At 68.1% G+C, this 15,294-nt stretch carries 14 protein-coding genes; 3 read left to right on the top strand and 11 right to left on the bottom strand.

The window, feature by feature from the left end; genetic code table 11:
* Positions 1 to 32 precede the first annotated feature (32 nt).
* Positions 33 to 1,043 (top strand): NAD(P)-dependent oxidoreductase, encoded by a 1,011-nt coding sequence (locus tag EV675_RS28375; protein ID WP_130362033.1) that lies wholly within the window; start codon positions 33 to 35, stop codon positions 1,041 to 1,043.
* 39 nt (positions 1,044 to 1,082) lie between these two features.
* On the opposite strand, the gene EV675_RS28370 is transcribed toward EV675_RS28375, so the two are convergent.
* Positions 1,083 to 2,522, bottom strand: coding sequence for an amidohydrolase family protein (locus EV675_RS28370; RefSeq protein WP_130362032.1), 1,440 nt, complete (start codon positions 2,520 to 2,522; stop codon positions 1,083 to 1,085).
* Positions 2,523 to 2,637: 115 nt separating this feature from the next.
* Between EV675_RS28370 and EV675_RS28365 the strand changes: the two genes are divergently transcribed.
* Complete coding sequence (locus EV675_RS28365) at positions 2,638 to 2,988, top strand: non-heme iron oxygenase ferredoxin subunit (RefSeq protein ID WP_242621645.1); 351 nt, start codon at positions 2,638 to 2,640, stop codon at positions 2,986 to 2,988.
* A gap of 9 nt (positions 2,989 to 2,997) precedes the next feature.
* Here the strand turns inward: EV675_RS28365 and EV675_RS28360 are convergent, their stop codons facing one another.
* The 9 genes from EV675_RS28360 to EV675_RS28320 form a co-directional block, all read right to left on the bottom strand.
* Positions 2,998 to 3,822 (bottom strand): FadR/GntR family transcriptional regulator, encoded by an 825-nt coding sequence (locus tag EV675_RS28360; protein ID WP_165404822.1) that lies wholly within the window; start codon positions 3,820 to 3,822, stop codon positions 2,998 to 3,000.
* An 83-nt stretch (positions 3,823 to 3,905) separates the two neighbouring features.
* Positions 3,906 to 5,366, bottom strand: a complete 1,461-nt coding sequence (locus tag EV675_RS28355) for an aldehyde dehydrogenase family protein (RefSeq protein WP_130362030.1) — start codon at positions 5,364 to 5,366, stop codon at positions 3,906 to 3,908.
* A 44-nt stretch (positions 5,367 to 5,410) separates the two neighbouring features.
* Positions 5,411 to 6,448 carry an ABC transporter ATP-binding protein gene (locus tag EV675_RS28350; protein ID WP_130362029.1) on the bottom strand — a complete coding sequence of 346 codons (1,038 nt, stop codon included), beginning with the start codon at positions 6,446 to 6,448 and terminating at the stop codon, positions 5,411 to 5,413.
* A complete protein-coding gene (locus tag EV675_RS28345) occupies positions 6,445 to 7,467 on the bottom strand; it encodes an ABC transporter ATP-binding protein (RefSeq protein WP_130362028.1) in 1,023 nt (340 codons plus the stop codon). Before EV675_RS28345 ends, EV675_RS28350 begins: the two co-directional genes overlap by 4 nt.
* Complete coding sequence (locus tag EV675_RS28340) at positions 7,464 to 8,375, bottom strand: ABC transporter permease (protein ID WP_130362027.1); 912 nt, start codon at positions 8,373 to 8,375, stop codon at positions 7,464 to 7,466. Before EV675_RS28340 ends, EV675_RS28345 begins: the two co-directional genes overlap by 4 nt.
* Positions 8,372 to 9,286 carry an ABC transporter permease gene (locus EV675_RS28335; RefSeq protein ID WP_130362026.1) on the bottom strand — a complete coding sequence of 305 codons (915 nt, stop codon included), beginning with the start codon at positions 9,284 to 9,286 and terminating at the stop codon, positions 8,372 to 8,374. Before EV675_RS28335 ends, EV675_RS28340 begins: the two co-directional genes overlap by 4 nt.
* Before the next feature lie 7 nt (positions 9,287 to 9,293).
* Positions 9,294 to 10,832: an ABC transporter substrate-binding protein gene (locus EV675_RS28330; RefSeq protein ID WP_130362025.1), complete on the bottom strand. Its 1,539-nt coding sequence runs from the start codon at positions 10,830 to 10,832 to the stop codon at positions 9,294 to 9,296.
* A gap of 23 nt (positions 10,833 to 10,855) precedes the next feature.
* A complete protein-coding gene (locus EV675_RS28325; protein ID WP_130362024.1) occupies positions 10,856 to 12,136 on the bottom strand; it encodes a Rieske 2Fe-2S domain-containing protein in 1,281 nt (426 codons plus the stop codon).
* A gap of 22 nt (positions 12,137 to 12,158) precedes the next feature.
* Positions 12,159 to 13,172: a DODA-type extradiol aromatic ring-opening family dioxygenase gene (locus tag EV675_RS28320; protein WP_130362023.1), complete on the bottom strand. Its 1,014-nt coding sequence runs from the start codon at positions 13,170 to 13,172 to the stop codon at positions 12,159 to 12,161.
* Between the two features lie 304 nt (positions 13,173 to 13,476).
* On the opposite strand from EV675_RS28320, the gene EV675_RS28315 reads away from it, so the two are divergent.
* A complete protein-coding gene (locus EV675_RS28315; RefSeq protein WP_165404821.1) occupies positions 13,477 to 14,229 on the top strand; it encodes a FadR/GntR family transcriptional regulator in 753 nt (250 codons plus the stop codon).
* A 40-nt stretch (positions 14,230 to 14,269) separates the two neighbouring features.
* Here the strand turns inward: EV675_RS28315 and EV675_RS28310 are convergent, their stop codons facing one another.
* Complete coding sequence (locus EV675_RS28310) at positions 14,270 to 15,256, bottom strand: Bug family tripartite tricarboxylate transporter substrate binding protein (RefSeq protein WP_130362021.1); 987 nt, start codon at positions 15,254 to 15,256, stop codon at positions 14,270 to 14,272.
* Positions 15,257 to 15,294 lie beyond the last annotated feature (38 nt).

Genomic DNA, 15,294 nt, shown 5'->3' with positions numbered 1-15,294 from the left:
CGATTGGCAACCGGAAGAGAGGAGCAAGAGCAATGGCATACAACGTGGTCGTCTCGGCCCGCCTGGGGCCCTACGAAAGCCTGGCCGACCTGCTGGCGTCGGCGGGCTGCGCGGTCAGCCGGCTGCCGGTGGAGGCGCAGCACTGGACCCCGGAACTCATGGCCCGGTTCTGTCCCGGGGCCGACGCCTACGTCGGCATGTTCAACGGCATCCGTATTCCGGCCGAAGTGCTGGAGGCGTCGCCCCGGCTGAAGGTGGTCACCTCGCCCATCATCGGCACCGAGCACATCGACGTCGCCCGCGCCAGCGAACTCGGAATCGTGGTCGCGCACGGCGCGGCGGCCGAGAATTTCGTCGGCATGGCCGAGGCGTCGGTCATGCTGATCGCGGCGCTGCGCAAGCGGCTGCTGGCGAAGATGCGCACGCTGGCCGACGGCGTCTGGCGCCCCGCGCCGCTGGGCGGCATGGTGCACGGATCCACCGTCGGCCTGGTGGGCTTCGGCAACATCGGCCGCACCGTCGCCCGCATGCTGGCGCCCTGGGGCTGCCGCATCCTGGTCGCCGATCCCTACGTGCAGGCCGAGGCGGTCCGGGACCACGGCGCCGAACTGGTGCCGCTGGACACGCTGCTGGCGGAATCGGACACGACCGTCGTGCTGGTCACGCTGACCCCGGAAACCCATCACCTGATCGACGCGGCCGCGATCGCGACGATGAAGGCCGGCGCCAGCCTGATCAACGTCGGCCGCGGCGGCTGCGTGGACGAGGCGGCGCTGCTGGCCGCGCTGGAATCGGGACGGCTGTCGGGCGCGGCCATCGACACCTGGGAGACCGAACCGCTGCCGGCGGACCACCCGCTGCGCGGGCACCCGGCAGTGATAGGCACCGGCCACGTCGTCGGCCATTCGGAAGAGCTGTATGCCCGCATGCCGGGGGTGGCGCTGGAGAACACCATGCGCGCGCTGCGGGGAGAAACGCCGCTGCACGTGCGCAACCCCGAGGTGCTGCCGCGCTGGCGCGAGCGCCTGGCCGCGCTGGCCTAGGCACGGCCCGCTCCGGACCGGGTCCGGAGCGCCGGCCGCTCAGGCCGCCGCCGGCGTACGCTCCCGCAGGAATGCGTGCGCCGCGTCCTGGATGACCGTCCCGTCGAAATAGGCGGGATTCATCGACAGCATCATCTCCGCGCAGTTGTCGAAGGTCAGCGCCTTGAAGTCCTCTTCCGTGATCAGCTCGGCCTGGATCAGGTTGTAGGCTTCGGACAGGATGCTGCGCGCGTCCATCACGTCCCAGTGCCCGATGTCCGAACCGAACATGGCCTTGAGCGTGGCGCCCACCGGATTCAGGCGCCGGTTGAACGCCACCGACAGCATCCTGTCGTCGGCCTCGCAACCGAAATAGAAGTTGTCGCAGAACAGCCGGCGCAGGTCGCGCACCTCGGTCATGCCCGCCGCGCCGAACTCGTCGAACAATTCCGGCCGCCCCGGCCGGGCCAGCCCATGATGCGGGTTCTGCAGGAAGCGTTCGGCCGTGTGGCGCGCGTCGCCGAACTGCTCGAACAGCTCGGCCATCAGCGCGATGTCCAGCTTGTCCGGGTCCAGGCTGCTTTGCAGGTAGCGCACGTTGCGCTTCTCCCAGTGCTCGACGATGTCGTTCAGCAACGTCAGCGCCCAGCCCGCGCCGCACTCCAGGAAGCCGAACTTCAGCGTCGGGAAGCGGTTCGTCACGCCGCCCAGGAACAGCGAGCGACAGAAGTACTCCGACCCCGACGCGAAGCTGCCCAGGTGGTTGAAGACATAGTTCGTGGGCGAATTGCGCGTACGCGCGCCATGGGCCGAGGTGTGGCACAGCGGCGCCACGCCCAGCTCGACGCAGCGGCGCCAGAACGGGTCGTAGTCGTGCGGGCTGTCCATGGCGATCGAGGTCACCTTCTGCGCATGCGCCGCCAGCTCCGGCGCGGCCGCGGCGACATCGGGATGCGGCACGCGGATCTCCGTGCCTATCATCACCGCCTTGTGCCCCAGTTCGAGCACCGCGTGGTCCAGCTCGCGTATGGCTTCCTCCGGGGTATAGGTGGGAATGACGGCCACCGGGCGGATGCGGTCGCCCACGTCCTTGAACATGTCGGCATACATGGTGTTGAGCGCGCGGCAGCGGACCTGGCGCAGTTCTGCGTCGGGAATGTACAGGCCGCCTATGCCGTTGGTCGTCAGCATGTGCGCGAAGTCCAGCCCGGCGCGATCCATCTGCGAGCGGAAGTACTTCGGCAGCATGGCCATGGCGCGGTCGCTGGTGTTCCTGCCCGACGGCGCGCCCCACCACAGCCCCTTGGTCGCGTTGTCCGAGAACGCCGGCCCCTTGCGGCCGCGCTGGCGCGACCGCTCCATCAGTTCGGCGCCGCCGATCTCCCTGACGTAGTCGTTCAGCACGAACTCGCACTCGATGATGTGCGCATCGCTGTCGATGATGGGATGGCGGACCTTGGCCCGCACCTGGTCTCCCGGATAGTCTGCGAATCCTGACATGGTGCTCTCCTCTTTATGGGCGTTTTTCTTGCGCCCTGTAAACACGCATACTGTTTTACCATGCTACCATATGAAGAAAATAAAGCCCATCGATAACCGACGAAGAAGGTGGAACATGCAAGCGCGTATTGCGGCAATGGAGACCGAAGCGGACCAGGCGTTGTCCTGGCATCCGGTATGCGGCGCGGACGATCTGGAGACCGGCGGGGTACTGCACGTGGAAGCGGAAGGGTTGGAACTGGCGCTCTTTCGCCTGGACGACGGCTATCACGCCACGTCGGACATCTGTACGCACATGCGTTCGCGCCTGTCCGACGGCTACGTCAAGGACGGCACCGTGCAGTGTCCGCTGCACTTCGGCAGGTTCGACATCCGGACCGGGCAGGCGCTGTCGGCGCCCTGCAAGAAAGGCGTGCGGACCTTCGCCACGAAGGTCGACGCCGGCCGGGTGTGGGTGGGGATGTAGGCGGGGAAATCAGGCCCGGCGCGCGCGGCGCGGCGCCGGCGCCTGGTTCGCCTGCGGCTCGGGCTCAAGCCAATAGGCGCCCGTCAGGTCCAGCGTCGCCGTGCGGATGTGGGCCAGGCGCGCGGCCATCTCGTTGCGCGCCGCCACCGCGTCCCGCGCGCGGAAATGCGCCAGCATCTTCTGGGCGAATGCCACCGTGCGCTCGGCCCGGTCCTGCCGCGCGTGCAGGCTGTAGTTCGATTGCAGGATCTGCCGGATGGCCAGGAACTGCGCGGACAGCGCGCGGTTCTTGGAAGCCTGCACCACCAGCGCGTGGAAATCCATCGCCAGGCCCGTGAACACTTCCGGCTCGTTCATCGAGGCGCGCAGGCGCGCCACGAACGCCTCAAGCCGCGCCAGGTCGTCCGGACCGGCATGCAGCACGGCAAGCTCGGTCGCCTGGATCTCGATGGCCGCCTGGGCATCGACCATCTCCAGTTCCGTCACGCCCATCATCCGCAGCTGGATGGACAACAGGTCGGCATAGTGCGAGATGTTGCCGGCGGCGATCCAGGCGCCGCCGGCCTTGCCGGTGCGCACCTCGATCAGGCCGATGGCCACCAGCGAGCGCAGCGTATCCCGGATGGCGACCCGCGAGACGCCGAACTGCTCGGCCAGCGAACGCTCGCTGCCCAGGTAGTCGCCCGTCTTGAGCCGCCCGGCCAGGAAGGAATCGCGGATCTGCTGGATGAGCTGGTTGGACAGCGTCTCGATATGGACCGGTTCCCACGCGGGCGTGGCCGATGCGGTCTCGGCGTCCGCGCGGCCTTGCCTGGTGCGCTTGGAATCGGTCATGAAGTGCAGCATGGGGAAAGTGGATGCAAAATTGTACACGCCGGTAGCAGGGCCGGGCCCCGCTGCCGGCTTGCGTTTCCCCGTCAGCCGGCGCGGGCCACCTTGACCACTTGCGCCTCCATGTAGCCCTTCAGGCCCAGCTCCGAGTACTCCCGCCCCAGGCCCGACTCCTTGCAGCCGCCGAAGGGCACGCCGGGTTCGGTGCCCACGTGCTGGTTGACCCAGGTCGTCCCCGCCTCCAGCCGCGAGGCCAGCGCCTCGCCGCGTTCCAGATCGTTGGTCCAGATCGAACCGCCCAGCCCGAAGCGCGTGTCGTTGGCGCGCCGGATGGCGTCGTCCACGTCGGTGTAGCGGATCACGGGCAGCACGGGCCCGAAGGGCTCCTCGTCCACCAGGCGGGTGCCTTCGGCGATGTCGGCGACGATGGTGGGTTCGATGAAATATCCGTCGCCGGGACGGGCCTGGCCGCCGGTCAGGATGCGCGCGCCGGTCTGCCGGGTGTCCTCCAGGATGCCCAGCACCCGCTCGTACTGCATCTTGTTCTGCACCGGTCCCATCGTCACGTCCGGATCGAAGCCGTCGCCCACGCGCGCCTTGCGGGCCAGCGCGGCCAGCTCGTCGCACATCGCGTCGTAGATGCTGTCGTGCACATACAGGCGCTTGATGGCCATGCACACCTGGCCGCTATTGACGAACGCCGCCTGGAACAGGCGCGGCGCGACTTGCGCCGGCTTGACGTCGTCCAGCACGATGGCCGCGTCGTTGCCGCCCAGCTCCAGCGTCACCCGCTTGAGCGTGCCGGCGGCGCTGGCCAGCACGCGCTTGCCGGTGGCCACCGACCCGGTGAACGAGATCTTGTCGATGCCGGGATGCTCGGTGATCCACTGGCCGAGATCGTTGCCGCCCGCCACCACGTTCAACACGCCGGGAGGCAGCACCCGCTGGGCCAGCTCGCCCAGCTTCAGCGTGGTCAGCGGCGTGTACGGCGAAGGCTTGACGACCACGGTGTCGCCCACGTACAGCGCCTGCGTGATCTTGGGCACCGCCAGCACGATGGGCACGTTCCAGGGCGTGATCGCGCCCACGACACCCAGCGGGCGATAGTGCAGTTCGGTACGGCCCTGGGCGTCGTCGCGCAGCACTTCCGGCTTGATCTCGATGCGCGACAGCAGGTCGAACTGCGCCACGGCCCGGTTCAGTTCCTCGCGGGCGCGCGCCAGCGGCTTGCCCTGTTCCGAGGTCAGCAGGGGTGCCAGTTCCTCGATCGACTCCTTGAGCGCCTGCCCCAGCTTGAGCAGGTATTCGCGGCGCTGGGCGAACGACAGCTCGCGCCACGGCACGAACGCCCGGCGGGCCGCCGCCACCGCGCTGTCGAGCTGTGCGCGCGAGGCATCCGGGCAGCGGGCGAAAGGCTGGCCCGTGGAAGGGTTGATGACGTCGAAATGCGCGCCGCTGCTTTCCGGCTTGCCGTCTATGGTGTGGAAGAACTCGCCGAACCGGGAAAGGCCGGGGGCGTTCGCCGCCGCTGCCTGGGAATGACCCATGATGTGACTCCGCGTAAGTAATGGAATAGATGCTGTGGGAAAGCCTAGGTACCCGTTTTCCAGGAGATGACCTGCGCGGGCGCGCCGCCCCGCAGGTGGCACTCCACCATGCCCTGTTCGTCGTGGCGCTGGGGTGGCGCCGTGGTGCGGCAGATGTCGGCGGCCTCCGGGCAGCGGGGGTGGAAACGGCATCCGGCGGGCGCGTTCAGCGGATCCGGAAACCCCCGGCCCAGGTGCAGCTCGGGCAGTCCCAGCGCCGGATCCGGCGTCAGGATCGACCCCATCAGCGCCTGGGTGTACGGATGACGCGGCGCGGACATCAGTCGCGCAGCCCTGCCGGTTTCCACCACCCGCCCCATGTACATGACCGCGACCCGATCGGAGATGTATTCGACCACCCCCAGGTCGTGGCTCACGAAGACGTAGGTCAGCCCCAGTTCCTGGCGCAGGTCCTTCAGCAGGTTCAGGATCTGCGCCTGCACCGAGACGTCCAGCGCCGACGTCGGTTCGTCGCACACCACGATCTCGGGCTTGAGCACCAGGGCGCGGGCGATGGCCACGCGCTGGCGCTGCCCGCCCGACATCTGGCTGGGATAGGCGTGGGCGAAGCGCGCGGGCAGGCCGACCTTGTCCATGATCTCGCGCACCAGCCGCGCGCGCTGGGCGGCGTCGCCGACCCGGTGCACCACCAGCGGCGCGCCGACGATCTCGCCTATGGTCTGGCGGGGATTGAGCGACGAATAGGGATCCTGGAAGATGGGCTGGATCTTGCGGGCGATCTCCAGCCGGTCGAACGAGGCGATCGGCCGGCCCTCGACGGTCATCTCGCCCGAGGTGGGCCGCAGCAGGCCCAGCATCATCCAGCTCAGCGTGGTCTTGCCGCTGCCCGACTCGCCCACGATGCCCAGGGTCTCGCCCCGCTGCACCGTCAGGCAGACGTCGTCCACCGCGCGCAGCGGGCGGGGCGGCTTGAACAGCCCGCCGCCCACCGGGTAGGTCTTGCACAGGTGCTCCACGGACAGCACCGGGGCCTTGCCCGCGGCCACGGCGGGACGCGCGGTATCCAGGGAAACCGTGTTCATTGCAGCGCCTCCTGTACGGCATGGCGGCCGCTTCCGGCCCCGGCGGCCAGGACGCAGCGGTAGTGGTGCCCTCCGCCGGCATCCCGCATCGCGATGACCCCGTGGCCGCAGGCATCGCCCGCATGGGCGCAGCGGTTGCGGAATGCGCAGCCCTGGTGCTCGCCCACCAGCGAAGGCACGGTGCCCGGTATGGAGCCCAGGCGCTGGCCGGGGCCCGCCTCGCCGCGCGTGGGCATGCAGGCCATGAGCCCGCGCGTATAGGGGTGGCTGGCGCGGCCGAATACCTGCGTGGGCGAGCCGGACTCCACGATGCGGCCGCCGTACATGACGGCCACGTCGTCGGCCATGCGCGCCACCACGCCCAGGTTGTGCGTGATCAGGATGATGGCCATGCCCATCTCGGCCTGCAGCTTCTTGAGCAGTTGCAGGATCTGCACCTGCACGGTCACGTCCAGCGCGGTGGTGGGTTCGTCGGCGATCACCAGCGAGGGCTCGCACATCAGCGTCATGGCGATCATGACCCGCTGCCGCAGGCCCCCGGACAACTGGTGCGGATACTGCGCCAGCCGCTGCCCGGCCGACATGATGCCGACGCGCTCGAGCAGCTCGACTGCCCGGTCGCGCGCCTGCCCGCGGCTGGCGCGACGGTGGCGCACGTAGACCTCGGCCAGTTGGTCGCCGACGGTATAGACGGGATTGAGCGCGGTCATGGGGTCCTGGAAGATCATGCCCATCCGGTCCCCGCGCAGTTGCGCGACCTCGCGCGGCGACATCCGCGCCAGGTCGCGCCCCTCGAACAGGATGCGCCGCGCCGACAGCCTTGCCTTGCGGGGCAGCAGCTGCATCAGCGCCAGCGAGGTCATGGTCTTGCCACAGCCCGACTCTCCCACCAGGCAGAAAGTCCGGCCCGACCCGACCTCGAAGCTGACGTCGCTGACCGCGTGCAGCAGGCCGGCCGGCACGTCCATCTCCACCGACAGGCCGTCGACCTGCAGCAACGCTTGTGAATTCGCGCTCATGCCCTGCCCTCCGGCGCCGTGATGTCGCGCAGTCCGTCGCCAGCCAGGTTGATGGCCATGACCAGCAGGAAGATCGCCATGCCCGGCAGCACGATCAGATAAGGCTTGAAAAACATCATGGCGCGCCCTTCGGACACCATCAGGCCCCAGGACGGCGTGGGCGGTTGCACCCCCAGGCCCAGGAAGGACAACGCCGCCTCGATCAGGATGACGATGGCGATCTCCAGGCTGGCCACGACGATGATCTGGTTCATGACGTTGGGCAGGACCTCGCGAAACAGCACTCGTGTGTGCGAAGCGCCGATGGCCCGCGCCGCGTGGATGAATTCGCTGCTGCGCATCTGCTGCACCACGCTGCGCGTGACCACCGTGTAGCGGTCCCAGGTCAGCAGGCCCAGGATGACCACCATGGCCGTCATCGACCCGCCCACGATGGACACCAGCGACAGGGCGATCAGCACGCTGGGCAGAGCCAGCTTGACGTTCAGCACGTACACCACGAAGGTGTCGATCCGGCCGCCGAAATAGCCGCCCACCAGGCCCAGCAGCGAACCGATGACCCCGGCGATGGCGGCGGCGCCGAAGCCCACCGTCAGCGAGACCCTGGCGCCGTAGATCAGGCGGCTCAGGTAATCCCGGCCCAGCGCGTCCGTGCCCAGCACGTGTTCCCAGGACCCCGTGGTCCAGACCGGATCGACCAGCGTCCTGGAAAGATCCTGCGCATAGGGATCGTAGGGCGCCAGCCACGGCGCGCACACCGCGACCAGCACGGCCGCCAGCACGATGCCCGCGCCGATCAGGAAGCCGAGGTGCGAGCGGGCGCGCCGCCGCATGATTGCCCGGGGCGACGCCGGGTCCCTGCGCGCGGCGCTTGCATCCGCCAGGTTTGCGTCCATGACAGTGCTCATAGCTTGATCCTCGGATCCAGGCGCGCGTTGATCAGGTCCGCCAGCATCGTCAGGAAGATGTAGCAGAACGCCAGGAAGACCAGGATGGACTGCACCACGGGAAAGTCGATCTGGCTGATGGAGTGGAAGGCCAGTTGGCCGATGCCGTTCAGGCCGAACACCGACTCGACGATGACCGAGCCGCCCAGCAGAAAACCCAGCGACACGGCCGACACCGAGACCACCGGCAGGATGGCCGTGCGCAGCGCGTGCTTGAACAGCACAGACCGCGCCGAGAGTCCCTTGGCCCGCGCCGTGCGGACGAAATCCGAGGACAGCGCATCGATCATGCCGGTGCGTGTCAGCCGCATCTTGGCGGGCATGGTCCCCAGCCCCAGCGTGACCGTGGGCAGGATGAAGTGCACCCAGGTGTCCGATCCCGACACGGGCGCCCATTGCAGCTTCACGGCAAACACGAAGATCAGGATCAGCGCGAACCAGAAGTTGGGAATGGCCTGGCCGAACACGGCCAGCGCCAGCGCCGTCCGGTCCACCCAGGTGTTGGGCCGCATGGCCGCCACCACGCCCAGCGGAATGGCGACGACCAGCGACAGCAGCAGCGAACACAGAGCCAGCGCGATGGTCACGCCCAGATGATCGACGATCAGTTCCAGCACGGGCGTACGCGAGAACAGCGAGGTGCCGAGATCGCCATGCAGCGCGCTCCACACCCAGTCGAAATACTGGACGTACAGCGGACGGTCCAGGCCGTACATGCCGGCCACGCGGGTGATTTCCTCGGGCGTGGCGGTCTCGCCCGCCAACGCCGAGGCCAGGTCGCCGGACAATCGCAGCAGGGCGAAACCGATCACCGAGACGGTGATGGCCACCAGCAGCGAGACGCCCAGCCTGCGTATGAAGAACTGGAGCATGCCGTCCTCACTTCCAGTGGACTTCGTAGAAGTCGAGTCCGTAGACGCCGCCCGAGGTCTTGTCCAGCACCAGGTCGCGGTTGTGGATGAACACGTCCGGCTTGGTCGACAACGGCACCACGTACGCCTGTTCGTTGGCCCGGTCGTAGGCCTTCTTGTAGATGGCTTCGCGGCGTTCCTCGTCGGTGGTGGCCATGCCCTCCTTCATCCAGGCCTGGATCTGCTTGTCGTGCCAGTAGTCGCGCGCACCCGGCGCGAACAGGAACTGGACCGGCGACGAGGCATCCGGCAGTCCGCCCGAGGTCCACAGACTGACCAGCACCTGCTGCTTGCCCTGGCGCTGCTTCTCGCGATAGCCGGCGAAGGTGATGCGATCGACCTTGGCGCGGATGCCGACCTTGCGCAGTTCGCCCGCCACCGCCTCGGCCAGCCCGGTGGACCCGGGCGTCGCGGTCAGTTCGACGTCGAAGCCGTTGGGGTAGCCGGCCTCGGCCAGCAGCTTTTTGGCGGCCGCCGGATCGTAGGCCGGGGGCTTGGTCGAATAGGCGCAGGCGCGGTGGATGGGCAGGCACAGCGCATCCGGCGCGACCACGGCATCGCCGCCCGGCGTGACGCTGCGCGCCACCAGCGTGCGATTCACCGCCATCGCCATCGCCTGCCTGACCTTCAGGTTCGACAGCGCCGCGTTGCCCGAGCGGCCGGCCGAGTCGATGGCCATGAACTGGAAGGTCAGGCCCTCGTTGGCGCTCATTTTCAGGGTGGGCTGCTTGGCCAGCATGTCGGCCTGGGCCTTGTCCGACACCTTGATGAAATCGATGTTGCCGGTCGCCAGGTTGGCGATCTGGGTCTGCGTGTCCGGCATGGGTACGGCCTCGACCCGCGCCACGCGCGCCGCCGGCTTGCACGGCGTGCCGTGCGTGTAGTCGGGGTTGCGCACGAGCACGATCCTGTCGGTATTGAAGGTCTCGACCTTGAAGGGACCGGTACCGATCGGCGTCTTGCGGCCGAAGTCGCCCTTGTTCTGGTACTTGCCGTGCAGGTCGGACGGCACGATGGGCGTGGAATAGGCCAGCCGCAGCATCGCCGTGGGCGCGGGGCCGTTGGTGTGGATGCGCACGGTGTACTGGTCGATCTTCTCGGCGCGCTTGAACGGCGCGTAGTTCTCGGCGAAGCGCAGGCCGTTGTTGGGATCGGTCAGCCAGCCGAAGGTATAGATGACATCGTCGGCGTCGAAGGCCGAGCCGTCGTGGAACTTCACGCCGGTATGCAGCTTCAGTTCCAGCGTCTGGTCGTCCAGCCATTTCCACGAACTGGCGAGATTGGGCGCGAACTTGCCGGTGCGATTGTCGAAGCACAGCAGCGGGTCGAACAGCCCGCGCGAGAACATGCCCACCTCGGGGTTGGGGCCGTCGTACAGGATCATGCTGGAAATGGGTTCGACCAGTCCGATGCGCAGCGTGTTCTTGGCTTTCTGCGCGTTCGCCGCGCCAGCCGCGCAGGCCAGCATACAGGTGGCCAGCATCGTGGCGAGTCTCTTGCCTTGCATAGTGTCTCCTCCTTGTTGGCGTGTCAGCGGTCCGCCGCAGCGGGCGCCGCCTTCAGCAATCCGGCGGCGCCGGTCTCGACCGGCACCTCGGCCGGCAGCACCACCGAGGCCGAGCGGACGCGGTACAGGTCGCCGCGCCGCGCGGCCTCGGGCACCTCGCCGGCCGCCAGCGCCTTGGCCAGGCGCAGCATGAGCCGGCGGAAATTCACGATGCCGCGGTCCGAATGGCCGAGGTTTTCCTTGGAACGGTCGACCACCGCGCCCATGCTTTCCTGCACGGCGGCATCCTGGTTGGGAATGCCGGTGATGCCGGTGAAGTTGTCGTGGCGCTGCTTCTCGCGATCGATGCCGTAGTCGTTGTCGGCGCTCAGCAGCGGCAGGTAGGCTTCGTCGACCGGCCCCCAGAAACCGTTGCGCCCGCCGCGCGTCTCGCGTTCCTGATCCGAGTACGGGCGCGCCGGGCTGGCGCTGAACGACCAGGTCCAGGTCGTATGGTCGTCGATCGGCACCCACGCGTGGCCGTCGTACGGCTCCCGGCTGGATTCCTTGAACGCGCCCACCGGCGGGATCATCGTGTAGAACGGCAGCAGGAACTGCGTGACACGCCAGTAGTAGTGGCCGGGCTCGGCGTTGCGGCGGGCGGCGATCACCAGCCCGGCTTCGCTCTCGCTCACTTCGAACACGGGGTGCCGGTCGCTCTGGTGATAGGGGTTGCGCGGCCCGGAATCCGTGCCTTCCCTGCGGCTGTGCAGGAACGAGATATGGCTCGAATCGATGCCGCCCTCCACCGCCTGCGCCCAGTTGCAGCGCTGCAGGCGCTTGGTGGCCGTGCGCTGCGCGGCGGGCAGCTCCGACCACTCGAACTCCGGCAGCGGCCCCTCGGTGCCCTTGGGCCCCATGTAGGCCCAGACGACGCCGCCGCGGATCGCGGTGGGATAGGCTGTAAGGCGCACGCGGTCCTTGTAGTTGGTTTCGTGCGGCTCGGACGGCATGTCCACGCAGCGGCCCTCCACGTCGAACTTCCAGCCGTGGTAGACGCAGCGCAGGCCGTTCTCTTCGTTGCGGCCGTAATAAAGCCCCGCGCGGCGGTGTGCGCAATAGGCGTCCACCAGCCCGACCCGGCCGCTGGTGTCGCGGAACGCCACCAGGTCCTCGCCCAGCAGCCGCAGCCGGACGGGCGCGCCGTCGGGCTCGGGCAGTTCCTCTTCCAGCAGGGCCGGCAGCCAGAACCGGCGGAACAGCTCGCCCATGGGCGTTCCCGGCCCCACCTGTGTCAGCATGTCGTTGTCTTTCCTGGACAGCACTTCTTGCTCCTTTGCCGCGGCCTTATCGCCAGGCCGCGAATGCCATGGCCGTGCCCGTGCCCGCATGCGAGCGGTAGCACGGCACGTAGTCCACCAGTTCCATCTCCAGCCCGGCCTCGGCGCACGCCGCGGCCACGGGCAGCCAGTTCTTGCACTCGGACGTGCCCGATTGCAGCGTTGCCTCGTCGATGCCGCGCAGCCAGTCCTCGTCGCGCCGCCGCATGGCATCGAGCAGGGCGCGGTCGAAGGTCTCGTCGATGACGAAGTGGCTCAGCCCGCCGGAGGCGATCAGCGCCACGCGCAGCGCCTGCGGCCAGGCCGCCACGGCCCGCGCCAGGGCCCGGCCGAAATCCATGCAGCGTCCGGCGCGGGGCTGGTTGGGGGGATAGAAGGTGTTCAGCATGAACGGCACGTGCGGCAGCACGCTGCCCTTCATCAACCGTTGATAGACGAAACCGAAGGCGTGCGGCATGCCCGTGGCCGGTCCCGGGCCGCGCTGCGGCATCTCGTCGGACTGCGCCAGGTCGAAGCCGGCGTCGGCCAGCGCGGCGCCCAGGTGGGCCGCCAGTTGCGGGTGGCCCGGATAGCGCGACGACACGGCCGGCTTGATCGCCGTTGCCGAAATGGCGATGGCCGGCGACAATTTCGCCAGGCGCTCGGGATGGACGGGCTCGTCGGCGACCTCGGCGCCCGCATACATCCACAACGCGGGCGTCAGGCGCGCGCCGAACACTTCACGCTGGTCGTTGCCGACGATGATGGCCACGTCCACGCGGGCCTCCCGCAAGCGCACGGCCAAAGACTCGACCGCGTCCGCGCAACGCTGCGCATGGCCGGCCATGGCATCAGGCGTGACGCGTTCGTCCAGGCCCTCCGCCACGCGCATCGCGGCCAGTTCGTCGAAGCCGTAGGTGGCGCCGCGATAGGGATGCGCCGTCTCCGCCCGGTCCGCCTCCACCCGCAGGCTCCACTTGTCGGGAGGCGTGGAAAGCTGCGGCCCGTGCGAGGTTCCCAGGCCGAGGACTATGCGCGCCATGCCGCGCCCCTCGAGCCGTATCGATGTGTCTCCATTTGCCCGTTTTCTGGTAAGTTATTTTAATAGTCATACTGTATGAGTGATTACCAGGAATGTCAAGGCCGCCTCCCGGCGGACCGATGCGCCCGCGGGCCCTACGGATCGGCTTAACGCATTGATTCCGTAATGTTTTTTGATGAGATAGGCAGGTTTTTTAGTGTTTATACTGAGCCCGGGTCGCCGGATCGCGGCAGGGGCCCGAGGTCATGAGAGCGGATATAATTGCTCATACAGTCTGCGACTTATGAACGGTGGAATAGAAAAAATGGCACGTACGAGAGCCGATCTACCTGTGTGGCGCGCCGGACGCACCGAATCCACGGCCATGCGCGTTGAAAAACAGATCAAGGAAGCCGTGCTCGACGGCAAGCTGCAACCGGGCGATTTCCTGGGTTCCGAAAACGATCTGGCCGAACAGTTCCAGGTCAGCCGCCTGCCCATCCGCGAGGCCATGGGGCGGTTGCAGGCGCTGGGCGTGGTGGACGTGCGCACGGGCGCCGGGGGCGGCACCCGCATCGCCAACGGCAACGATGCGCCGGTGGTCGAAGCCCTGGCCATCCAGCTCAAGCTGATCGGCGTCGGTTCGGACGAAGTCTTCGACGCTCAACTCATCATCGAGGCCAGCGCCGCCGAACTCGCGGCCAAGCTGGCGAACGCCGACGACATCGCCAAGATGGAAGCCTGCCTGGCTCGGGTCGAGGAACTGGTGTCTTCGCCGGAAGACTTCACGCCCGAGAAACTGACCACCGCATCGCTGGCTTTCCACCAGTCCATCGTCGACGCCTCGCACAACCAGTTCCTGTCGTCGATCATGAAGGCGATCTCGTACGTGCTGTACCGCTCGGTCAATCCGTACACGACGCCGGCCGTGGGCAAGCGGCTGGTGCAGCGGCACCGCAAGATGCTGGCGGCCATCGTGGCGCGCGACGGCGAACTGGCCAGGCAACTGCTGACCGACCACGTGGCCAAGGTCCGCGCCAAGCACGGCGCGGCGGACAAGGGTTCGGCCGGCAACTGAACGCGGCCCGGGCAGCCCGGCTGGCTGCCCGCCTCGGTCCTTAATCGACCTGGATGTTGCGCGCCTTGATCAGCCGCGCCCAGCGCGCCTGTTCGTCGCGCATCAGCGCGGTCATCTGCGCCGGCTGGTTCAGCGCGGGAACCGAGCCGATCTCCTTCAGGTTCTCGATCATGGCCGGATCGGCCAACACCCGGGCAATGCCCGCATGGATGGCCTGTACCTTGTCGGCGGCAATTCCGGCCGGCGCCAGCACGCCGAACCAGCTCACGCCGTCCACCCCCGGATAGCCCTGTTCGGCGATGGTGGGGATCTCGGGCGCCGACGGGCTGCGCTCGGTGCCCACCAACCCCAAGGCCTTCACCTTCCCGCCCTTGAGCAGCGGCAGCGCCGCCGGCAGGTCGACGAACACGCCGGCGATCTGGCCGCCCATGACGTCGGTCAACGCGGGCGCCACGCCCTTGTAGGGCACATGGACGAAGTTGCCGCGCGTGGCGTCCTTCATCAGCTCCATGTACAGGTGCGTGATGTTGCCGGTCCCAGCCGATCCGATGGGCACGGGGTTCGTGGACTGGCGCGCGTAGGCGACGAACTCCTTCATGTCCTTGGCCGGCAGCTGCTTGCCCACGAGCAGGGCGGTACCGTTGGCCACCACCCGGCCGATGGGGCTCAGGTCTTTCAGCGGGTCGTAGTTCAGGTCCTTGTACAGCACGGGGCTGATGGTCAGCATGCCCGAAGTCGCGAACAGCAGCGTCCCGCCGTCGGGCGCGGCCTTGGCCACCGCCTGCACGCCTATCGTGCCGTTGGCGCCGGGACGGTTGTCGATGATCACGGTCGCATCCAGCTGCGGCCCCAGGCGCTCGGACAGCTTGCGCGCGATCAGGTCGGCCGGACCGCCGGGCGAGAACGGCACGACCATGCGGATCTGGCGCGGCAGCGGCTGGGCGGCTGCGTTCCCGGCCAGCGTCGCGGCCAGCAGGAACAGCGCGGAGTGCAGGAAGGGGCGGCGGGCAAGCATGGGGAATTCCATGGACGTTCCTTGAGTGAAGATGAGGGGGGGACGGCGCG

It is taken from the genome of Pigmentiphaga kullae (assembly GCF_004216695.1).
GTDB lineage: Bacteria > Pseudomonadota > Gammaproteobacteria > Burkholderiales > Burkholderiaceae_B > Pigmentiphaga > Pigmentiphaga kullae.
This window is presented reverse-complemented; position numbering and strand designations above follow the sequence as displayed.